The following is a 24086-nucleotide window of genomic DNA, read 5'->3' as shown; positions in this document are numbered from 1 at the left end:
GGCACCTCAACATCCAGAATATTTTTTTATTTAAATGATTTTATTGATTAATAAAATCATTTAAATATTTGTATATTTTTATTATATTTTTTTTATAATGCTAGTGAAATCAAAATTACCAAAAACATCTGTTTCAAATCCTTTTTGAATAAGTTTAGAAGTGATACAATAATTTGGTGTTAAATATAAAGGGATAACAAAATATTGGTCATGAATATATTTACTTACTTCTTTAATTAATCTGATATATTCATTTTTATCTGAAGTTTGTGCAGCTTGTGTTAATTTATCTTCAATATGTGGTTTATCTTCTAGATTAATATGACAAAAATTATTATTATTATTAATGCTTAAAAAATAATCAGAAAAAGCTTTATGACCATATTCTAATTCATGATTTTCACCTAAAAAAATCATATCATAAGAATCCCCTTTTACTTCTTCTAATAAGGTATTAAAATCTGTTTGTGTTAAAGAAACATCAAAGCCGACGTTTCTTAATTGTTCAATTATTTTGTTTTCTACATCTATAGTATTTTTTGAACTTAATCCTATCTTTATTCTTTTTTGTGTATTTGAGAATTTTTCAACTGTTTTTTGAATTAAATCTATGTTATTGTTTGTATAACGTTGTAATGTTTCATTATGTCCTATTAAAGATTGTGGAATATAAGTTGTTAAAATTTGAGAAGGCAATTGTAGTTCTTCTTTAATTTTAAGTGGATCTATTGTTTGTGCAATAGCTTTTCTTTTTTCAAGATTAACTTTGTCTTTATTGATATAAATATAAGAACCACTAACAGAATTATTTGTAATTATGTTTATTTTGTCTTTTAATTTTTCAAGATTGTTTATTTTGCTTGCAGGGTAACTAATTAAAGCGTCTAATTTTCTTTGTTCGATTTCTTGTAATAATGTATCATCGTCTTTAGAAATTTTAAATTTTAATTGTTTAGGACTATTTTGGATTCTGTCTTTATTATGATATTTGTCAAATAATTCAAATTCTAATTTATCGTTTCTTGTATAATTAGTTAGTTTATAAGGACCACATCCGATTTTTAATCCTTCTGTTTCATTTTCTACAACAGCTTTCTTGTTTAAAACTCGAAAGAATCTATAAAATTTGAAATCCGTCCAAAGATTATTTTCTTTTAATTGTATTTCAAAATTTTTATTATCTGTTTTGGTAATTTTTTCTATTTCTAAGAATTGAGGGTGTTCATTGTTTTCAGCTCTATTATAAGTAAAAATAATATCATCAGTAGTTAATTCTTCGCCATTATGAAAGAAAATATTATTTTTTAGTTGACACTTTATTGTTTTTCCATTATCTGTTCGTTTATAGTCAGAAAGTAATTGTTTTATAATGTTTTGATCTTTATCTTTAGATAATAAAGTATCGTGCATAATACTTAAAATATAATCAGAATAAGTACTACCTGTAACTTGTTGTCGAGTTACATCAAAACCTTTAATATCATTTGGCAAAGCAATACGACATTCATTTAAATTTTCATTAGTGTTATTTGATTTTAACAAATAATATCCTGTTATACTTAATGCAATAATTGCAGTTGTTATAATTAAAATTTTTATTTTATGGTCAATTAAAAAATTTTTTATTTTTTCTTTGTTCAAAATTTACTCCTTTTTTATATCAAAAATATATTTCTTATTTTTATTTGTTGAATTAATTAAATCTCTTTTTATTAGTAAAAAATAAAATAGTATTAGATATATTTTGTTAAATATTGTAATGAATGAAATAATCTAAATATGTAACAAAATATTTTTTACAAAAATATTTAATTTAATAACCTTTGAAAATACTTAATTATAGTTCTTATAAAAACAATTTAAAAATTTGTTTTTAAAAAATTATTTAATAAAGATTTAGTGTAATTATGTTTAGGCTTTGTTAAAATTTCTTGAATAGGACCTTTTTCTACTATCTTTCCTTTATACATAACTATAACATCATCAACTATTTGAGATATAATTCCTAAATCATGAGTAATAAATAAAATAGATGTTTTAATTTCTTTTTTTAAATCATTGATTAAATTTAAAATTTCTTGTTGAATAAGAACGTCTAAAGCTGTAGTTGGTTCGTCAGCGATTAAAAGTTTAGGTTCGCATACTAAAGCCATTGCTATCATTATTCTTTGACACATGCCACCTGATAATTGATGAGGATAAGATTCCATCACTCTTTGAATATTATTTATTTTTACTTTATTTAAAATTTCAATAATTTTTGCTTTGCTTTCGGCATGATTCATTTTTTTATGTAATTTCAAAACTTCCATAATTTGGTTTTTTATTTTAAAAACAGGATTAAGACTAGAAATAGCATTTTGAAAAATCATAGCTATTTCGTTTCCCCGAATTTTTGTCATTTGTTGGTCATTGTATTGTGAAATTTCTTTTTCATTAAAAATAATTTTACCTTGATATATTTTTTGATTTTGATTAAATAATTTTAGAATGGACATAGCAGTTTGACTTTTGCCACTTCCTGACTCGCCAACAATACCTAAAGATTTGCCTTTTTTTAATTCAAAAGAAATACCATTAACTGCTTTTATTAATCCTTTTGAAGTTTTAAAATAAGTATGTAAATTTTCAACTTTCAACAAATTCATTATTTCAATACCTGCTGTTTCAATCTCTTTTTTAGAGTACATCTAATAAAATGTTGAGGTTCGATTTCTAACCAATCTAAATCTTTTTCGTTTTTATCAAATAAAAATTTAAATTTAGGGTTTTCATAAATGATTTTATATTCTAATTGTTTTTGATTATTTAATTTAGGAGTAGCATTTAAAATTTTTTGTGTATAAGGGTGAGAAGGATTTTTTAAAATTTGTTGTTTAGTTCCTAATTCTACTATATTCCCTAAATACATTACACATATTCTATCGCTTAAATAACCAGCAACACCTAAATCATGAGTAATAAACATAAAAGTCAATTTATATTTTTCTTTTAAATTATTTAATAGGTCAAGAATTTTAGATTGAGTTGAAACATCTAATGCGGATACAATTTCATCACAAACAATAAATTTGGGTTGTATAATTAATGTTCTAGCAATAGCTATTCTTTGTCTTTGACCTCCTGATAATTGTGTTGGATAACGTTTATAAAGAGATTTATCAATTTGACATTTTTCCATAATATCTAATATTTTTTCTTTGTATAAAGGATCTTTTTTATTTTTAACCATTTTATGAATTAAAAGACCTTCGCCGATAATATCAGAAATTTTAAAAAAAGGATTTAAAGAAGAAAAGGGATCTTGAAAAATAATTTGAAGCTCTTTTCTTAATAAACGTTGTTTTTTTTTATCTAATTCGGTTAAATTAATTTTATTGAATTCATTTTGGTAATAAAAGATATTTCCAGAAGTATTTTTTTGAAGTTGTAAAATTAATTGTCCTAAAGTAGATTTCCCTGAACCTGATTCACCTACTATAGATAAAGTTTCACCTTTAAAAATAGATAAATTAATATTTTGGTTAGCTGTTAAAAATTGAGGTTTTTGAAACATTTTTTTTTGAATTAAAAATTTTTTAGATAAATTTTGAATACTAATTAAAATTTGATTATTAATTTTTTCTCCTCATTTCTTTAAATTTTTTTTAAATATTTCACTTTTCAAAAATATTTAATCAAAAAGACCACTTTTTAAAATAAAAAATTTTTATTTTAAAATTACGTTTATTATAACATAAAATTTTTTTATTTATGTAAAATTAATTTATTTTTATTAATTGTTTTATGCTTTTTTTGTTTTAGACAATTTTTATTTATATAAAAAAGAACACTTGAGAGATATAAATTTAGTAAGTTTTATATGTTCTTATGTTTTAAAGTTCTTCATAAATGTATAAAAATCAAAATATCTTTAAATTGATCGCTATTCTAAATATTTATTTTGGATAAAAAATTGGATATATAGTGATTTAAATATTTAACATCTATCGCATTTTTTGAATTTTTGTAATATTATAAAAAAAACCAAATTATTTATTATTTGTTCAATAAACAATTTGGTTTTTATTAATTTTTGTTGTAATTATTTGAATAATATTAAAAAAATTCTAATTGTATTTTTTAAATTATTTTAGATATAATGAATTTTTTATTTGTCTTGTTTTTGTTTTTTATTTTTGATTTTAGTCAGTAGTTTGCTCCATTTAGATTTATTGTTTTTTGTTTTAGCTAAATCTTCATCATTATCTATTAATAATTTTTCTTCTTCTTGTTCGGATTCTTCTTCAGATGGTATTTCATCTTCTTTAATTGAATTTTTGTTTTGATTTGATGAATCTATTATGTCTTTTTGTTTAGGTTTTCGAGACAAATGTTCATTTATGGTAGAAGAGGTGTTAGAAGAAATTAAAGAATATTTATGATTTTGTGGTAATAAAATAAAACAAAAAGCTAAAGAAGTTAAAAATGTAAATATAAAAGTAATAATAAATAATTTTATACCTTGTTCGATAAATTTATTATTTTTTTTGATTATTATATAATGCCTCATTCATTTATTCTTTATTTATTCTTTATTTATTCTTTATTTATTCTTTATTTATTCTTTATTTATTCTTTATTTATTCTTTATTTATTCTTTATTTATTCTTTATTTATTCTTTATTTATTCTTTATTTATTCTTTATTTATTCTTTATTTATTCTTTATTTATAAAAAGTGGATTTATTACAAACCACCAAAACTATTATAAATGTTTTTTATACATTTGAAACATTTTTTTATAAAAAAGTTTATTTTTTGTTTTTATAGATAAATTTATTATAATATATTTTGGAGTTATTTAATTTACAAATCAATTTTAGTTAAAATATTTTGAATACAAATTTATTTAAGGGTTTTGATTTGAAATTATTTATAATAGAACAAAAGTAAAAATCTTAATTGTCGTTTGAATCATTATTATGTTTATGTTATAATTTGTTATAAATATTTTGTGTTTTCATAGATAAAATGTTTCACAAAAAAATATTTTGATAATAAGTAAATAGTTAAATTTTGTCAATTTTGTCAAGATATAAAATAGAAATTTTATTCGTTTTGCGTTCATATTATACAAGGTTAATAAGGAGAATTTAATTTTATAAATGGATAAAAATAAAAAATATAATGCTGATAGTATTAAAATTTTAGAAGGATTAGAAGCTGTTAGAATGAGACCTGGTATGTATATCGGGTCTACTTCTGAAAAAGGTTTATATCATTTAGTTTGGGAAATTGTAGATAATTCTATTGATGAATCTTTAGCAGGTTTTGCTAATGAAATTATTTTAGAAATTTTAGAAAATAATGTTATTCGAGTTTCTGATAACGGTAGAGGGATACCTATTGATATCCATCCTAAAACTAATAAACCAGCTGTAGAGACAATTTTAACTACTTTACATGCGGGTGGTAAATTTGATAATTCTGCTTATAAAATTTCTGGTGGTTTGCATGGTGTAGGAGCTTCTGTAGTTAATGCTCTTTCTTCTTGTTTTGAGGTAGAAATTCATTTGAATAACGAATTATATTATCAAAAATACAAAAAAGGGATTCCTGTCAGCCCTTTGATTCAAAAAGGATTTACTAATAAAACAGGGACAACAATTACCTTTACTCCTGATTTAACTATTTTTGAAAATATGGAAGATTTTAGTTATAAATTAGATATTTTAAAAGAAAGAATTCAACAAATAGCTTTTTTAAATAAAAATATTAAATTGAAAGTTATTGATAGCACAAAAGAATCACCCCAGCAATTTGAATTTTATTACAAAGAAGGTATTAAAGAATATATTGTTTATTTAAATCAAAATAAAAAAACCTTGAATCAAATTTTTTATAAAGAATATGCGGCAGATAAAATTGTTTATGAAATTACTTTTCAATATACAGAAAATTACGCTCAAAATATTTATTCTTTTGTTAATAACATTCTTACTAAAGAAGGTGGAACTCATGAAGAAGGGTTTAAAATATCTTTAAATAGAATATTGAATAAATATGCCAAAGATAAAAAGTTTTTAAAAAAAGAAGACAATAGTTTAATTAGCGAAGATACTTTAGAAGGTATAACAGCTGTTATTTCTTTAAAACATCATAATCCTTCGTTTGAAGGACAAACTAAAAATAAATTAGGCAATCAAGAAGTTAGACAATTCGTATCAAGGTCTTTTGGAGAATTTTTAGAAAGTCATTTATTAGAAAACCCACAAGAAGCTAAAAAAATAATGGATAAATGTTTATTATCTATGAAAGCAAGATTGGCTGCTAAAAAAGTACGAGAAATAACTAGAAAGAAAATGTCTTTAGAATTATTAAATTTTAATTCTAAATTAACTGATTGTCATATAAAAGATCCTAGTTTATCTGAATTATACATTGTAGAAGGTGATTCAGCAGGAGGCTCTGCTAAACAAGGTAGAGATTCTAAATTTCAAGCCATTTTACCTTTAAGAGGTAAAATAATTAATGTAGAAAAATCACGTGTAGAAAAAGTTTTGAGCAACAATGAAATTGTTTCTTTGATACAAGCTATAGGAACTGGTATCGATAAAGAATTTAATTTAAGTAAAGCTCGTTATAATCGTATTATTATTATGACAGATGCAGATGTTGACGGAGCTCATATTAGAACTTTAATTCTTACTTTCTTTTTTAGAAATTTAAGACCTTTAATCGAAAATGGTTATATTTATTTTGCTCAACCTCCTTTATATAAAGTAGAAAATAGAAGTAAAAAACCTAAATATTTTTATAATGAACAAGAATATAAAAAATATAAAGATAGTTTAAATCTTCAAAATAAACAAATTCGTTCACAAAGATATAAAGGTTTAGGTGAAATGAATCCAGAGCAACTTTGGGAAACTACTATGGATCCTAGCAAAAGAACTTTATTAAGAGTTTCTTTAGAAGACGTTATAGAATCAGATAAAGTTTTTTATAAATTAATGGGTAAAATGGTTGCTCAAAGAAAAGCATTTATTGAAGAAAACGCTACTAAAGCGGATATAGATGTTTAATAATTTCTTCATTTTTGTTAAATATTAAAAAAGGCGAACAAATTATGTCAAATAAAATTAAAAAAAATAGTTTTTTAAACGAACATAATTCTGACACGGATAAAAATATAGGAATTATTAAAGACGTTAATATTAATCAAGAAATGGAAAAATCTTTTTTAGATTATGCTATGAGCGTTATTGTTTCTAGGGCTTTACCAGAAATTCAAGATGGTTTAAAACCAGTTCAAAGAAGAATTTTATATAGTATGAAAGAATTAGGAGTGTCATATCAATCCAGTTATAAAAAAGCTGCTAGGGTTGTTGGTGATGTGATGGGTAAATATCATCCTCATGGAGATAGTAGTATTTATGAAGCAATGGTGAGAATGGCTCAAAATTTCAATTATCGCTATCCTTTAGTTGATGGTCATGGTAATTTCGGTTCTATTGATGGAGATGCTGCAGCAGCAATGCGTTATACAGAAGTTCGTATGTCTAAAATAGCCATGGAATTTATTAAAGAAATAGATCAAGAGACTATTGATTTTGTAGATAATTATGATAATAGTGAAAAAGAACCTAATATTTTACCTACAAGTTTTCCAAATTTGTTAGTTAACGGGGCTACAGGTATTGCTGTAGGAATGGCAACTAACATCCCTTCTCATAATTTAGGGGAAGTAATTGATGCTTTAATTGCTTATATAGATGATAAAACAGTTTCTATTGCTTCTTTAATGAAATATATTAAAGGTCCTGATTTTCCTACAGGAGGAGAAATTTTAGGTATCGATAAATTACAAGAAGCTTATGAAACAGGAAAAGGCAGAATTATTATTCGTTCTAAAACAGAAATTATAACTTCTGATAAAAATAAAAGTTCGATAGTAATTACTGAAATTCCTTATCAAATGAAAAAAAGTAATTTAATAAAGAATATTGTATATTTATATAGAAATAAAATTTTGGATGGTATCACAGATTTAAGAGATGAATCTTCTAATCGCGTAGGAATTAGAATTGTTATTGATTTAAGAAAAGATATTAATCCTAAAATCTTTTTAAATAATTTATATAAAAAATCTCGTGTTCAAATGTCTTTTAATTTTAATATGATCGTTTTAGTGGATAAAAAACCTAAATTAGTTAATTTAAAACAAATTTTAGAAGCTTTTTTTTCTTTTAGGATAAATATAATTAATCGTCAAAAACAATTTGAATTAAAAAACGCTTTAAAAAAACAACATTTAGTACAAGCAGCAGTAATTATTTTAAATGATATCGATGATGCGATACAATTAATTAAAAGTTCTAAAGATGTTAAAGAAGCACGCGAAAAATTAATGTTAAAATATGATTTGGATGAAATTCAAAGTAAATACATTTTGGAAATGAGTTTACAAAGAATAACTAATCTAGAAATAGAAAAATTCAGAATCGAAGAACGACAATTAATTAAACAAATTGCAGAATGCCAAGGAATTATCGAATCACAAAGTAAAAAAGAAAAAATTTTAAAACAAGAATTGCTTCAATTAAAAACAAATTTCCAAGACGAAAGAAAAACTTTTATTCAAAAAGATCTAGAAATTAATATAACTGATGAAGATTTAATTAAAAAAGAAGGTATTTTAATTACTATTACTAATAAAGGTTATATTAAACGTTTAAGCATAGATACTTATAAAAAACAAAATAAAGGCGGCACAGGTGTTAGCGGAATTACTATGAATGAAAATGATTTTGTAAAATATTTAGTTAATACTACAACTCATGATTATCAATTGTTTTTCACTAACAAAGGTAAAGTTTATCGTATGAAAGGTCATGAAATACCTGATTATTCACGTCAAGCTAAAGGGATACCGTTAATTAATTTGATTCCTTTAAGAGAAGGAGAATTTTTAACTTCTGTAGCTAGCATCAACCCTGATTTAAAACAAAATTATAATTATTTAGTTTTAATAACTAAAAAAGGTTTAATTAAAAGAAATAATATTCAAGATTATACAAATATTCAAAATAAAGGTAAAATAGCCTTTAATTTAAAACCAGATGATGAAGTTTTAACAGTTTTAAAAAGTATAGGTTCTCAAGATATTATTATGGCTAGTTCGAATGGAAAAGCTATTCGTTTTAATGAAAAATCTATTAAAAAAACCAGTAGAATAGGTAGCGGCGTTATTGGAATGAGATTAGATTATGATGAAAATGTAATAGGCGCTGCTATTGTTAAGTCGGATGAACAAGATATTTTAGTTGTAACTGAATTAGGTTATGGTAAGAAAAATAAAGTTGTCGAATATAAAAATCAAAAAAGAGGCGGAAAAGGTATTAAAACTTTAAAAGTTACTCCTAAAAACGGTAAAATTATTGCTTTAAAAGTTGTTTCGAACCAAGATGAATTAATTTTAATTTCTGAACGCGGCAAAATTATTCGATTAGAAAATAATAATACAATTCCTACTTTCAAATCTAAAGTCACTCAAGGTATTAAATTATCTAAATTAAAAGATGATGATAAATTATTTACAGTTGTTGTTAATAAAAAAGACAAAGAAAAAAATATAGATATTATAAGTGAATAATATTATAATCTTAAATCCAAAAATCATCTGATTATGTCAAAACATAATTAGATGATTTTGATTTTTATTTTTAAAAATAATTTGCTAAGGTTTATTGAAATATGGTAATTGACACAAATACAAAATATTTTCAAATAACTACTTCAGAATCACAAACTAAAAAAATAGGTATGCAAATTTGTCAAAAAATTATTTATAAAATTTTAAATAAAGCAAATAAGAAATATATTATTATTCTTGAAGGTAAAATCGGTTCTGGCAAAACTATTTTAACTAAAGGAATTGCTAAAGAATTAGGTATTAAGAATGAAGTTAATAGTCCTAGTTTTATTTTGTTAAAAACTTATGTAACTGATTTTAATAAGTTTCATCATTTAGATTTATATCGCTTGTTTAATGAACAAAAAACAACAAAACATTTACTAATAGAAATAGAAGAATTATTGGAAAATATAGTTCAAGATGATATTATAGTAATAGAAACAAATCAAAATATAATGTCTTTTGTCGAAGATTGGGATTTTTATATCCAAATTCAAGTTTTAAATAGTAAAACAAGAAATATTATAATAGAACAAAATAATCATTTGTTATAAAAATTAATTATTAATTTGTTCAAATAAGAAAGAGTATTTTCAGATATGGAATTATCTAGAGCTAAAAAATATATTATTTTGGATATTTCTGCTAATGTTCAAATAGTTATTTTGAGTACCAAAGATACCATTATTAGTATAAAAAAAAAGACTTTTAAACAAGATTTTGTCTCTGGTATGATTCCTTTAATTTCGGAAATATTAAATGAAAATAAATTAATTTTAAAAGATGTATCTGGTATTATTGTAGGTTCGGGACCTGGTTCTTATATAGGAAGCAGATTAGCTGTTTTAACATCTAAAATTTTAGCTTTAGAATTAAATATACCTTTGTACCAAATAAGTAGTTTATTGCTTTTATCTAGTGGTTATGAATATAAAATATTAACTCCTAAAATTTATGCAAAAAAAAATTTTTTTTATAGTTTAAGTTTAGATAATAATAAAATAGTTTTATCTGAAAATATTTATGCACAAGATTTTTTAAATAATTTTGATAATAATATTTTATTAGATGAAAGTAATTTCAAAATTTCACTTGAAAAAATTTTTTTTTATATGAAGAAAGTTTTAAATCCTTCTGTTTTAATTCCTACTTATTATACTCATTATTAAAAAATAATTTTATGTTTTGGATTAAAATAATAAGAAATTAGGTTTTTATATTATTATGATTATTTTATCGATCGAAACCAGTTGCGATGAAACAAGTATTGCAGTTACTGAAAATGGTAAAAAAATTTTATCTAATATTGTTTTTTCACAAATAAAATATCATCAACAATTTGGCGGTGTAGTACCAGAATTAGCTTCACGTAAACATTTAGAAGTTATTACTTTTGTTTTAGATGAAGCTTTAAAAACAGCTAAAATTACTCCTAAAGATATTGATTTGGTAGCAGTTACACAAGGACCAGGTTTGATTGGTTCTTTATTTACTGGAATTAATTTTGCAAATACATTCGCTTATATTCATGATAAAATTTTAATAGGTGTGAACCATTTAATAGGTCATATTTATGCTGCTCAAATAGAGAATGAATTAAAATTCCCTTCTTTAGTTCTTTTAGTTTCTGGGGGCCATACTGAATTATTTTATCTTAAACAACATTTTCAGATTGAAAAATTAGGTTATACTTTAGATGATGCTGTCGGCGAAGTTTATGATAAAATTGCTCGTAGTTTAAAATTAGATTATCCTGGTGGGAGTGTTATTGAAAAGTTAGCGTTAAAAGGCAAAGATGTTTTTTCTTTTACAAGGCCTTATTTGAATAATAAAAATTTAAATTTTAGTTTTTCTGGTTTAAAAAGTCAAGTTATTAATTTTATTGATAAAAAAAAAGATAATTTACAATTATATATAAATGATATTTGTGCTTCTTTTCAACATAGTATAATTGATGTTTTAATAAAGAAAACTCAAAAAGCCGCATCTTTATTCCCTTTTAAACAATTAATAATTGTAGGTGGAGTTGCTTCTAATCAATTTTTAAAAAGCCAATTCCAAAATGTTTTTGTTAATTCAGAATTAATCATTCCTTCCCCTCAGTATTGCACTGATCAAGCAGCTATGATTGGTATCGCTGCTTATTATCAACATCTTTTTGGTCGTTCTCAAAAAGTTAGTAAATATAATTTAACAGGAATACCTGATTTATCTTTATTTTGTGAATAATGGCAAAATATATAATATATTTTTATAAGCAAGGAAATTGATTTCATGTCCCTAATGTTTAAAGAATCAAATTTTATTAAAACTATTATACAAAAAGATTTAAAACAAAAAAAATATAATCAAATAATTACTCGTTTTCCGCCAGAACCTAATGGTTTTCTTCACTTAGGACATGCTCGCGCTATTATTATTAATTTTGAATTAGCTAAATATTTCAATGGTAAAACTTATTTAAGATATGATGATACCAACCCTAATGTAGAAGAACAAAAATATGTAGATTTTATTTTACAAGATGTAAGATGGTTAGGTTATGAACCAGATAAAATTTGTTTTGCTTCTGATTATTTTGATGAAATTTTTGAAAAAGCAATTATATTAATAAAAAAAGGATTAGCTTTTGTAGATGATTTTACTCCAGAAGAAATTAAAAAACAAAGAGGAGATTTATTTCGATCTGGTCAAATTTCTCATTGTCGTGATCGAAAGATAGAAGAAAATTTAGATTTATTTCTGAAAATGAAGGAAGGATTTTTTCCTGAAGGAACTAAAACTTTAAGAGCCAAAATTGATATGGCTAGTTCTAATATGAATCTTAGAGATCCTATTTTGTATAAGATTTTAGATGCTTATACTTTGAAAAAAAAACATTATTTTATTTTCCCTTTGTATGATTTTGCTCATCCTTTAGAAGATGCTATCGAAGGTATTAGTCATTCTTTATGTTCTTTAGAATTTGAAAATCATCGTCCTTTATATGAATGGGTTTTAAAAGAAACTGAAACAAAACACGTTCCTACTCAAATAGAGTTTGGACGCCTTAATATTAATAAAATAGTTTTAAGTAAAAAAAAGTTAAAATTGTTAGTTAATTCTGGTTTAGTTAGTGGTTGGGATGATCCCCGTATGCCTACTTTGAGAGGTATGAAAAATAGAGGTTATACCCCAGAATCTATTAAAAATTTTATTTTAGGTATTGGATTATCAAAAAATAATTCTCACATTAATCCAGAAATGTTAGAATCGTGTTTAAGAGAAGATTTACAAAATAAGGCTAAAAAAATAATGGTTGTTAGTGATCCTTTAAAAGTAACTATTATTAATTATCCAGATAATAAAATAGAATATCGTGATATCCCTTATCATAATAAGATTGATTTAGGTATGAGAAAGGTTTTTTTCTCTAAACATCTTTACATTGACAAAACAGATTTTCAAATGGAAAAATTAGATATTAAATCAAAAAAATTTTGTTTAAATGAGGAAGTTAGGTTTTTTTATTTTTATTTTATTAAAGCTATTGAAGTTATTAAAAATTCAAAAGGCGAAATTATTGAAATTTTAGCCACTTATGATCCTAAAACTAAAAGCGGAACTAATTTTAAAGAAAGAAAACCTAATGGTACTATTCATTTTGTAGAAATGAATACAGCTAAACAATCTTGTTTAAATTTTTATCAACCACTTTTTCAAAAAGATAATCCTCAAAATTTAGAAAATGATTTTAATCATTCTTCTTTGCAAGAAAAAGAAGGTTTTATAGAAGGAGGAGTAGAAAATATTTTAAAGAACGATAAATTCCAATTCATCCGTAAAGGTTATTTTATTTTTGTTAATAAAGAAAAAAAAATACCACGTTTTAACGAAATTATTTCTTTAAAAAAAATTAATAAAGAAAAAAAATAAAATATGAAAAAAATAAAAGTTTTAATTAAAAATTCATATGAATTAGAATTACAGGAAAATGCCAATAAAGGTGATATTATTGATCTTAAAGAATGTTTAGAGTTAAATTTAACTTCATTACAAAAAACATTACACCGAGACGAGATACAACAAGAAATAAAAAAAATAACAGAAAAATATGAAGACAAAATAAAAGATTTGAATAATCAAAAAGAATTATTTTTGGCAAAAGCAATGATGGATTTAGAAAACCAAAAAAATAATACAATTTATCAATTAAAAAACGAAATTAATAAACTTACATTGACTAGATCGAGTTATAATGTTAAATTAATAGGTGAAAATTTAGAAAAATGGTGTAATAACGAAGTACAAAATCAGTTATTAATTTCTGATGATATTTCTTGGTATAAAGATAATCAAATTATTAAAGGTAGTAAAGGTGATTTTGTTTATAAATTGCATTATGATGAAAAGAAAAAAACAGATGAAATTTTAACTTCAGCTATTTTAGAAGTTAAATCAGAAGATAAATCTTTAGAAAACGTTAAAAAACAGAAAAACGAACAATTTTTTAAAAAATTAGATAAAGATCGTAATAATAAAAATTTAGAATTTGCTATTTTGGTAAGTGAATTAGAATATGATAAAGAAAATGATGCTCCAGTTCGTAAAGTCCATGAATACAAAAATATGTTTATTATTCGCCCTTTTTATTTGATTATTTTTTTAAATATTATCACTGCTTTAGGACGTAAACAGAAAGAATTAATTTTAGCTCTTTCTGAAAAAAAACAAGAATTTGCACAAGAACAAGGAATAGAAGAAAATTTTAATAAAATGAAAGAACAAATTTTAAACAACGCGTTAACTAAAATTAAAAATAATTTATTAAAAATTTCTAACGAAAATGAAAAAATAAAACAAATAGTACAAACTTTAAATCATTCTTGTTATTTTATTCAAGAAAAAATTCAAATTATTTCTAAAGAACATTTAGAAACGGTATTTAATCAAATTAAAAATTTTAAAATAACACGTATAATTAAACAAATTAATCGTTTACATAAATAAAAAACAAGCTAAATTTTAAAATAAATATTTTGTAAGATTTATAAAACAATTTTGAGGTGTTCCGAAATTTTAGATACTTTTGGAACACCTCAATTTAATGAAATCTATAATAATTAGAATAATAAATAATTGTATATTTATTATAATATAATATAATTATAAAGTTAAGTATTTTTTGATCATATTATTACTAAATATTAAGAGAATTTGTATTTTTTAAAATTTTATATAATTTGAAAGGTATTCTAAATGGATTATTTTTTATTTAAAGATGATTGTAAAATAATTTTAATAAAAGATATTCATAAATAAAATAGGTAAATAAATTTAATGGAAGTTAAAAAAATAAATAATGATTTTGTTCAATATTATTTTCAAATAAATAAAAAAGATTTTGATGTATTTGTTGATAAAGCTTTTGATAAAATCAAACCTAAAGTAGAAGTTAAAGGTTTTAGAAAAGGTTTTGTAACAAGATCAGTTTTTGAAAAGCATTTTGATTCTCAATCTTTATATAAAGATGCTTTTGAAACTTTAGTTCAAGAAAAATTACAAGAAATATTAGCTAAAAATAAAGAGTATAATTTTATAGGTAGTCAACCTAAGTTAATTAATTTTAATTTAGAAAAATTAACTAATACAAAAGATTTTTTTGATTTTGGTTTGGAATTTACATTAAAACCTAAATCAGAATTATGTAATTATCAACAAATTCCTTTGAAAAAAACTAATTTAGAAGTTACAGAAGAAGAAGTACAAAAAAAGATAGATTTTATATTAGAAAATCATCCTATTTTAGAAAAAAAAGAAAATAATTTATCTTTAGAAACAGGAGATTTTGCTGTTTTTGATTTTAAAGGTTATTTAAATAATAAATTATTTCAAGGTGGCTCTGCTGAAAATTATACTTTAGAGATTGGTTCTAATAAGTTTATTCCAGGTTTTGAAGAACAAATGATAGGTTTAAAAAAAGGCGAAAAAAGAAATATTAATGTATCTTTTCCACAAAATTATGGCAATATAGAGTTGGCAGGCAAAAAAGTCTGTTTTGAAGTTGTTTTAAACGATATTAAAATAAAAAAAGATACTGTATTGAATGATGAATTAGTTCAAAGTATGCAATTTCCTAACATTAATAATGTTCAAGAATTTAAAATAAATTTAAAAAAAGAATTAGTAATTCAAAAACAAAATGAAGATGAAAAAAATAAAAAAGAAGAAATTTTAGATTTTATATATCAAAATTCTGTTTTAGAAGTACCCCAAGTTTTAATCGATGAAGAAGCTCAAAATTTAAAAAGAGAATTAGAAGAAAATTTAAAATCTCAAAAAATTACTTTAGAACAATATTTAAAACAAATGAATTTGACCGAGGAAAAATTTAACGAAGATATTCAACAACAAGCTGCTAAAATTAGTAAAATTAATTTTTTATTAGATGAAATCGGTTCTAAAGAAAAAATAAATATTTCTCCTGAAGAGTTAGAGGACAATTATAAACAAATAAATCAAGAATATAAGATAGATATTAAAGTAATAAAAGAAAATCCTTCTTTCGTTCAACATATAAAAGAAAATTTAATGAGACAAAAAACTATTTATTTTTTATTACAAAAAAATAATTCATAAAAAATTAATATTTATTTTTTTCGAGTTTTTTATTATTTAATCTATAGAGTAGACACCTGGCCGAAACTAAAATGTATTTTTATAACTTCCATTTCCTTCTTTTTGGTGATTAAAGATGTCCAACAATAAATAAAATATAAAGGATGTGAACATTATATGACTATTAAAAATGATAAAGAATTAGAAACAGAAATTATTCCCTTTGACTTACCATTAATTGTTGTTAGAGACATTGTTCCTATTCCTTTTAATGATTTAAGAATTGAAATAGGTAGAATTTTTTCTTTAAATGCTTTAAAATATTCTGAAGAAGTTAAACTTCCTTATGTTATTATTTCGTTACAAAAAAATTTATTTCAAGAAAATCCTAAAATAAATGATATAGAAAGATATGGAGTTTTAGCTAAAATTTTAGTTTCTATTAAAATTAGTGATGATGTTTATAAGGTAAAATTTCGTATTATTAAAAGAGTTAAAATTAAAAATATTTCTAAAAATAAAAATTTATATTTTGCTAAATATGAAGAATTACCAATTGTTTTTGGGGATGCAAAAAAAGAACAAACTCTTATTAAATTGATAATGGAAAAAATAGCTTCTAATATTCATCAACTTTTATCCATTTCAGGAGATACTTTTTTAGAACAAATTAAAGACGGAATTACAACTGAAAAAGCTGCAGATTTAATTATTTTTGCTTTAAAAATCGATGAAAAATATAAAAATAAATATTTAAAAGAAACTAATTTAAATAAAAGACTTATGCATATTTTACGTGATATTAAATTGAAATTAGAATTGACAGATTTAGAAAATAAAATTAATGCAGAAGTTAAACGCAGCATTGATGAAAATCAAAAAGAATTTTATTTAAGAGAAAAAATGCGTGCTATTCAAAATGAATTAGGGGATCAAGCTAAAAAAGAAGAAGATATAGAAGAATTAAGAAAAAAAATTAATTCTTTTAAAATGCCTAAAGATATTAAAACAAAAACTTTACAAGAACTTTCACGTTATCAATCTATTTCTTCATCTTTAGCTGATTCTTTTGTTATTCGCACTTATTTAGATTTTGTTATTTCTTTGCCTTGGGGGAAAATTAGTAAAGATGTCGATGATTTAAAAAAAATTGAAGCTGTTTTAGAAAAAAATCATTATGGATTAAAAAAAGTTAAAGAAAGAATTATAGAATATGCAGCTGTAAAAATAATGACTCAAAAAAATCCACAAACTATTATTTGTTTTTTAGGTCCTCCTGGTGTTGGGAAAACTACTTTAGCTATTTCAATTGCTGAAGCTTTAGGACGTAAATTTGTAAAACAATCCTTAGGCGGTTTACAAGAAATTACCGAAATTAAAGGTCATAGAAGAACTTATGTTGGTGCGATGTCTGGAAAAATTTTAAGCGGGTTAAAAGATGTTGGAGTTATGAATCCAGTTTTTCTTTTAGATGAAATAGATAAACTAGTTCATAATTTTAATCATGATCCAGGATCTGCTTTATTAGAGGTTTTAGATCCGAAACAAAATCAAAATTTTGTAGATCATTATTTATCTGAGCCTTTTGATTTATCTAAAGTATTATTTATAACAACTGCCAATGATTTAAGTGGTATTTCAGAACCTTTAAGAGATCGTTTAGAAATTATAGAATTAAATTCTTATACGGAACAAGATAAATTGATTATCGCAGAAGAACATTTAATTCCTAAACAACTACAAGAACATGGTATTGATAAAAAACATTTTTCTATAGATAAAGAAACTATTCTTTATTTGATTAGACATTATACTAAAGAAGCTGGAGTTAGAAATTTAAATAAACAAATTGCTGCTTTGGTAAGAAAAACAGTTAAAGAAATTTTACTTAATAAAACAGAACAAATTAAAATAGATATTACAAATATTGAAAATTTTTTAGGAAAAGTAATGTTTCAACATTTATTGATCAATAATACAAATAAAATTGGAGTCGTAAATGGGTTAGCTTATACTTCTTTTGGTGGAGATATTTTACCTGTTGAAGTAACTCATTATAAAGGGACTGGTAAATTAGTTTTAACTGGTCATTTAGGTAAGGTTTTAGAAGAAAGTGCAATAACATCTTTTAGTTTTTTAAAAGCTAATGCTGATAAATTAGGTATTGAATATAGTGTTTTTGATAATAATGATTTTCATATTCATTTTTTAGAAGGAGCTACACCTAAAGATGGCCCTTCAGCTGGTGTTACTATAGCTACTTCCATTTTTTCAGCTATTAAAAAGAAATTTGTGCGAAAAGATATCGGAATGACTGGCGAAATTACTTTAAACGGAACTGTTTTACCAATAGGTGGTTTGAAAGAAAAAGCTATTGCTGCTGACAGAAGTGGTTTAAATATTATTTTCATTCCTAAAGATAATTTAAAAGATTTAGATGAAATTCCTGAAGAAGTAAAGCAAAAATTAGAAATTATTGTTGTTGAAAATGCTAATGATATTTTTGTCAAAGCTTTGATTAATTAAATTAAAGAGAGAATTTTATAATGGATGTTCTTGCTATTATGATATATATTAATTGTGTTTTTATAATTCTATCGGTTTTATTTACTCAAGAAAAAAATATAATAGATATATTTTCAGAACAATATGGTAATCATAGATCAGATAGTTCTCAGGTTTTTTTAAACCGTTTTATATTTGTTTTGGTTTTTGTTTATTTTGTTTTTTCTTATTTTTATTTAAAAAATCTAAAATAAAAAATATTTCAAATTTTGTATTAATTATGTTATAATATTTATAAAATACTGAAAAATATTTTTTGTTATTTTGATTATAACATTTCAGTTATCGTTTACAAAAAAAAGGAGTTGATATTGATGATTAAGACTGTTGTTCGTAAGGAAGAAACTTTTGACGAAACTTTACGTCGTTTTAAGCGTGATGTTGTTAAATCTGGTAATTTGGCACAAGCTCGTAAAAAAGAATATTATATTAAGCCAAGTACAGAAAGAAAAAATCGTAGAAGATTTTCTAAAAATAAAAAATATTAAATTACTTAAAAAATTCACCTCTATTTTATAAGGTGTTTTTTTATTTTTGAAAGAAATAAATTATTTAACTTTTTTATACTAATTTTTAAAAGAAATGAAATCATTATAATAATGATTATTGAAATATATAATGAAACAAAAAAAAATGTTACGCAATTTAAAAATATTTTAATTAATATTTTTGATTCTATAAAAGATGAAAAAAAAATTAATATTATTTTTATAAGTGATGATGAAATGCAAAAAATGAATTTTTATTATTGTCAAAAAAATTATATTACTGATGTTTTAACTTTCCCAAATACAAATTCTGATGAATATTTAGGTGATATTTTTATTTCTTTAATGAAAGCTTCTGAGCAAGCTCAAAAAGTAGGTCATAGTGTAATTAGAGAAATTGCTTTTTTAGTTATTCATGGTTATCTTCATTTAAAAGGTTATAATGATGATACAGAAGAGTCTTTACAAGAAATGATTAGCATCCAAGAAGACATTTTAAAACAAAATAATATTTAAATTTTTATTGCTTTAGTAAAATTGATTTTAGAGAGGTTTTTTGTAGTGTTTAAATCAGGTTTTATTACTATGATAGGCAAAACTAATGTTGGTAAATCAACTTTATTAAATGCTTTAGTAGAACAAAAAATTTCTATTACAAGTGATAAACATAACACTACAAAAAAAAAAATTATAGGCGTTTATAATGATCATGATTATCAATTAGTTTTTATAGATAATCCCGGATTAATCTATAAAAACCAAAATTTTTTAATTTCTAAGTTGAATTGTGTGACTTTGAAAAATCTCGACGAAATTGATGTTATTTTATTTCTTGTTAATGACGAATGTCAAAAAGAAGATAGAGAGTTGTTAACTTTTCTACAAAAATATAAAAAAAAAATTATTTTAATTATTACTAAAATAGATCTTTTTAATAAAACAAAATTTATTGATAAAATTATTTTAAGTTATTTAAAATATTTTCAATTTAATGCTATTATTCCTTTATCTAGTATTCAAAATCAAAATTTAAATATTTTGAAAGAAAATATTGTTTCTTTATTAGATGAAGGAAAACTTTATTTTCCTAAAGATTTTATTACTAATCTTTCTAAGGAAGATTTGATGTTAGAATTTATACGAGAAAAAATTTTTTATTATTTAGATAAAGAATTGCCTCATGTTTGCAGTGTTTGTTTAGAAAATATTATTGATGATAAAGAAAATTATTCTTTAAAATTAGATATTTTGATTTTAGTTCCAAAAATAAGTCAAAGAAAAATTTTAATTGGCAAAAATGGGTCTAATTTAAAAAAAATTCGAATTACAGCTCAAAAGGATATCAAAAATTTTTTAAAAAAGAAAGTTTTTTTAAATTTGTGGGTAAAATTAGATTCTAAAATTAATAATAAAAAATAATTTTTAAAATCGGTTATAAAACAATGATAGAAAATAAAATAAATAATATTTTTTTTAAAGATATTGTGAGTTTCATGAAACAAAATGGTTTTGTTTTTTTTGGTAGTGAAATTTATAATGGTTTGGCTAATAGTTTTGATTACGGACCTTTAGGTAGTTTGTTAAAACAAAATATTAAAGAAGCTTGGAAAAAAAAATTTTTTCAAGAAAATGAAAATAATGTTTTTATAGATAGTTCGATTATAATGAATCCTAAAGTGTGGGAAGCATCCGGACATTTATCTTGTTTTATTGATCTTTTAACAGAAAATAAAGATGATAATAAACGTTATAGAGTAGATAAATTAATTCAACATCATAATCCTAATATAAATGTTAATAATTTAACTTATGAAGAAATGCATGATTATTTAATTCAAAATAAAGTTTTAGGTACTACTAATTGGACTCCTGTGAAGGAATTTAATTTATTATTTCAAACTCATCAAGGTGTTGTTGTTCAAGAAGCTTCGCTTTTATATTTAAGACCAGAAACTTGTCAAGGTATTTTTGTTAATTTTAAAAATATTTTACATTCTACTAGGAAAAAAATTCCTTTTGGAGTTGGACAAATTGGAAAAGCTTTTCGTAATGAAATTACACCCGGAAATTTTATTTTTCGAACTTGTGAATTTGAACAAATGGAATTAGAATTTTTTTGTCATCCTAAAGAATATCATGAATGGTTTTGTTTTTGGAAAAATTATGTTTATGATTTTTTATTAAAATTAGGTTTTAATTCAAAGATTTTAAGAATGAAAGATTATGACAAAAATGAATTAAGTCATTATGCTAATGCTACTTCGGATATTTTATTTCTTTTTCCTTGGGGTTTTGATGAATTATGGGGAATATCTTCTAGAACTGATTTTGATTTAAAGACGCATCAAAAATATTCTAAAAAAGATTTACAATATTTAGATGTATCAACTAAAGAAAAATATTGGCCTTTTGTTATTGAACCTTCTGTAGGTGTTGAAAGATTATTTTTAGCTCTTATAATTTTGTGTTTAAGAGATGAAAAATTAGAAAATGGAACTACAAGAAGAATTTTGAAAATCCATCCTTTTTTATCTCCTTATAAATTAGCAATTTTACCTTTGATCAAACAAAAACATAGTTTAAAAGCTAAAGAAATACAAAAAAAATTGTCTTTCTTTTTTGAAGTTTATTATGATGAAAGTCAAAGTATAGGTAAAAGATATCGAAGACAAGACATGATAGGCACTCCTTTATGTTGTACTGTAGATGAACAGAGTTTAATAGATGATACAATTACTATAAGAGATAGAGATTCTTTGTTACAACAAAGAATATTAATTAAAGATATCAAAACATATGTAGAAGAGAAAATAATATTTTGATTTTAAAACTATGGATAAAAATATTTTTGATAGGTATATAAATTGATTTAATATGAATGATGTAATTAGTAGATTGAATCAAGAGATTTCTATTCATGAATTAGTTATTAAAATGGGTATTGTTTTACGAAAAAAAGGAAAAAATTTTTTTGGTTTATGTCCTTTTCATAAAGAAAAAACTCCTTCTTTTTCTGTTTCTCCTGAAAAAAATATTGCTTTATGTATGGCTTGCCATAAAGGCGGTTCTCCTATTAATTTTTATTGCCAGTTGAAAAAAATATCTGTATCGGAAGCAATTCAACAATTATCTGAACTTTTTAATTTGAAATTACCTGATAAACAAAAATATACAACCAATACTTTAGATTTAATTTTAGAAGCAGTGAATAAATTTTATCAAAAATCTTTATTTTTAATATTGAATAAAGAAGAATATAAAGAACATCCTTTAAAAAAATATTTATTGGATGATAGAAAATTAAATCTTGAATTAATTCAAGAATTTGGTTTAGGTTATTCTCATAAAAGTCCAAATGCTTTAATTCGACATTTAATAGATAAACTTAATTATAAATATGAAGATTTATTAAAATTAGGATTAATTTTTGATTCTAGTAATAAAGAAACAAATCTACAATATTTTGATTTGTTTCAAAATCGTTTAATGTTTCCTTTGACGAATATAGAAGGCAAAATAGTTGGTTTTTGTGGACGTTTATTTATAGAAAATAATGAAGAAATAAAACAACCTAAATATTTATTCAATCGCCAATTAAAAAAAGAACATTTATTATATCGTTTTTTCGAACATCAAAAATTTATTCAACAAAAACAAAAACTTATTTTATGTGAGGGTTTTTTTGATGTTATTTCTTTTTATAAGATAGGAATAAAAAACGTTATTGCTACATTAGGCACTTATTTAAATCAATTTCAAGTTGTATCATTGAAAAAAATAACTAAAAAACTTATTATCGCTTTAGATTCGGATAGTGCAGGTCAAGAAGCTATCGAACATATGGCTTTATTACTGAATAAGAATCAATTTAGAGTTGATGTTTTAAGTCTACCTTCTGATTCAGATCCTGATGAGTATATTGTATTAAATCAAGATAATATTGAATTGTTAAAAAAAAAATTAGAGAACAAAATTAAAAATTATATTTTTATGAAAATAGATAATTTCATAATCGCAGATTTAGGTAAAGATCAAATAAAATCAAAAATTATATCATTATTGAAATATCATGATAAAGAAGTTATTCAATATTTTCAAAATAAAATAAATGAAAAATATCAGATACAAATAAATTTATTTCCTGTTGATTCGCCGCGGGATATCAATAATAAGTTATTAAAACAACAAAACGATAAAATTTCTTTAAATGGAATAATTAAGCATCAAGATAAAGAAAAAAGTATTTTAACTGAATTATTTTTAACTCCAAAATATATTGATTTTATTTTAGAAGAAAGTTATAAATATAGTTATATTCATCCAAATATTATAGAATTAATCCGTATGATTAAAGAATATTATATCAAATACGCAACAGAAGATGAAAAAGTTAAAAATGGTATAAATATTTTAAATTTCAAAAAAATTTATAAAAATTTTTTAGATGATTTATCTAATTCAAATGAAATATATAATTTATTATTGCAAGTTGAAAACAATTTTATATTTAAACAAAAAATTCTAATAGATAGTCAAGATTATTTAAAAAGTCTTTTTTATCCTTTTGAAATAGAAGAATATTTTATACAAAAACAACAAATACAAAAAGACATTAAAACAATTAAAGAAATTATTATTAATGAAGAAGATCAGTTAAAAGTAGATAAATTATTTGAAAAATTAAAACAGTTGGAAGAAAAATTAATTCATATCGAACAAAATACAATTAAATAAATTTATAAATTAAAAAAGGAAAA

General features: G+C 22.6%; 18 protein-coding genes. 14 read left to right on the top strand and 4 right to left on the bottom strand.

Going from position 1 to position 24086, the window contains the following annotated elements:
- Positions 1 to 81 precede the first annotated feature (81 nt).
- The 4 genes from AADV48_RS02875 to AADV48_RS02860 form a co-directional block, all read right to left on the bottom strand.
- On the bottom strand, positions 82 to 1641 hold the full coding sequence (locus AADV48_RS02875; RefSeq protein WP_341266560.1) for an ABC transporter substrate-binding protein: 1560 nt from the start codon (positions 1639 to 1641) through the stop codon (positions 82 to 84).
- A gap of 218 nt (positions 1642 to 1859) precedes the next feature.
- Positions 1860 to 2648 carry an ABC transporter ATP-binding protein gene (locus AADV48_RS02870; protein ID WP_341266851.1) on the bottom strand — a complete coding sequence of 263 codons (789 nt, stop codon included), beginning with the start codon at positions 2646 to 2648 and terminating at the stop codon, positions 1860 to 1862.
- Positions 2648 to 3556 (bottom strand): ABC transporter ATP-binding protein, encoded by a 909-nt coding sequence (locus AADV48_RS02865; RefSeq protein ID WP_341266559.1) that lies wholly within the window; start codon positions 3554 to 3556, stop codon positions 2648 to 2650. The genes AADV48_RS02870 and AADV48_RS02865 overlap by 1 nt, the downstream gene beginning before the upstream one ends.
- 594 nt (positions 3557 to 4150) lie before the next feature.
- The gene (locus tag AADV48_RS02860) at positions 4151 to 4552 is read right to left on the bottom strand and encodes a hypothetical protein (protein WP_341266558.1); all 402 of its coding nucleotides are present in this window, start codon (positions 4550 to 4552) and stop codon (positions 4151 to 4153) included.
- Positions 4553 to 5147: 595 nt separating this feature from the next.
- Between AADV48_RS02860 and gyrB the strand changes: the two genes are divergently transcribed.
- The 14 genes from gyrB (at position 5148) to dnaG (ending at position 24063) form a co-directional block, all read left to right on the top strand.
- Positions 5148 to 7067 carry a DNA topoisomerase (ATP-hydrolyzing) subunit B gene (gyrB, locus tag AADV48_RS02855; protein ID WP_341266557.1) on the top strand — a complete coding sequence of 640 codons (1920 nt, stop codon included), beginning with the start codon at positions 5148 to 5150 and terminating at the stop codon, positions 7065 to 7067.
- Positions 7068 to 7111: 44 nt separating this feature from the next.
- Positions 7112 to 9637, top strand: a complete 2526-nt coding sequence (gene gyrA / locus AADV48_RS02850) for a DNA gyrase subunit A (RefSeq protein WP_341266556.1) — start codon at positions 7112 to 7114, stop codon at positions 9635 to 9637.
- A 101-nt stretch (positions 9638 to 9738) separates the two neighbouring features.
- Positions 9739 to 10233 (top strand): tRNA (adenosine(37)-N6)-threonylcarbamoyltransferase complex ATPase subunit type 1 TsaE, encoded by a 495-nt coding sequence (gene tsaE, locus AADV48_RS02845; protein WP_341266555.1) that lies wholly within the window; start codon positions 9739 to 9741, stop codon positions 10231 to 10233.
- Between the two features lie 45 nt (positions 10234 to 10278).
- Positions 10279 to 10848: a tRNA (adenosine(37)-N6)-threonylcarbamoyltransferase complex dimerization subunit type 1 TsaB gene (tsaB, locus tag AADV48_RS02840; RefSeq protein WP_341266554.1), complete on the top strand. Its 570-nt coding sequence runs from the start codon at positions 10279 to 10281 to the stop codon at positions 10846 to 10848.
- Between the two features lie 55 nt (positions 10849 to 10903).
- Positions 10904 to 11908 carry a tRNA (adenosine(37)-N6)-threonylcarbamoyltransferase complex transferase subunit TsaD gene (gene tsaD, locus AADV48_RS02835; protein WP_341266553.1) on the top strand — a complete coding sequence of 335 codons (1005 nt, stop codon included), beginning with the start codon at positions 10904 to 10906 and terminating at the stop codon, positions 11906 to 11908.
- 54 nt (positions 11909 to 11962) lie between these two features.
- A complete protein-coding gene (glnS, locus tag AADV48_RS02830) occupies positions 11963 to 13594 on the top strand; it encodes a glutamine--tRNA ligase (RefSeq protein ID WP_341266552.1) in 1632 nt (543 codons plus the stop codon).
- A gap of 3 nt (positions 13595 to 13597) precedes the next feature.
- A complete protein-coding gene (locus AADV48_RS02825) occupies positions 13598 to 14668 on the top strand; it encodes a DUF2130 domain-containing protein (protein WP_341266551.1) in 1071 nt (356 codons plus the stop codon).
- A 330-nt stretch (positions 14669 to 14998) separates the two neighbouring features.
- Positions 14999 to 16297, top strand: coding sequence for a trigger factor (gene tig / locus AADV48_RS02820; protein WP_341266550.1), 1299 nt, complete (start codon positions 14999 to 15001; stop codon positions 16295 to 16297).
- Positions 16298 to 16453: 156 nt separating this feature from the next.
- Positions 16454 to 18802, top strand: a complete 2349-nt coding sequence (lon, locus tag AADV48_RS02815; protein ID WP_341266549.1) for an endopeptidase La — start codon at positions 16454 to 16456, stop codon at positions 18800 to 18802.
- 353 nt (positions 18803 to 19155) lie between these two features.
- On the top strand, positions 19156 to 19329 hold the full coding sequence (gene rpsU / locus AADV48_RS02810; RefSeq protein WP_341266548.1) for a 30S ribosomal protein S21: 174 nt from the start codon (positions 19156 to 19158) through the stop codon (positions 19327 to 19329).
- Between the two features lie 111 nt (positions 19330 to 19440).
- The gene (gene ybeY, locus AADV48_RS02805; RefSeq protein WP_341266547.1) at positions 19441 to 19845 is read left to right on the top strand and encodes an rRNA maturation RNase YbeY; all 405 of its coding nucleotides are present in this window, start codon (positions 19441 to 19443) and stop codon (positions 19843 to 19845) included.
- Positions 19846 to 19890: 45 nt separating this feature from the next.
- A complete protein-coding gene (era, locus tag AADV48_RS02800; protein ID WP_341266546.1) occupies positions 19891 to 20748 on the top strand; it encodes a GTPase Era in 858 nt (285 codons plus the stop codon).
- A 23-nt stretch (positions 20749 to 20771) separates the two neighbouring features.
- Positions 20772 to 22151 carry a glycine--tRNA ligase gene (locus tag AADV48_RS02795; RefSeq protein ID WP_341266545.1) on the top strand — a complete coding sequence of 460 codons (1380 nt, stop codon included), beginning with the start codon at positions 20772 to 20774 and terminating at the stop codon, positions 22149 to 22151.
- Positions 22152 to 22203: 52 nt separating this feature from the next.
- Complete coding sequence (gene dnaG, locus AADV48_RS02790) at positions 22204 to 24063, top strand: DNA primase (protein ID WP_341266544.1); 1860 nt, start codon at positions 22204 to 22206, stop codon at positions 24061 to 24063.
- Positions 24064 to 24086 lie beyond the last annotated feature (23 nt).

This window comes from Candidatus Phytoplasma fraxini (genome assembly GCF_038024965.1).
Lineage (GTDB): Bacteria > Bacillota_I > Bacilli_A > Acholeplasmatales > Acholeplasmataceae > Phytoplasma > Phytoplasma fraxini.
Note: the sequence above shows the minus strand (reverse complement) of the source record. Positions and strands in the feature narration are given on the sequence as shown.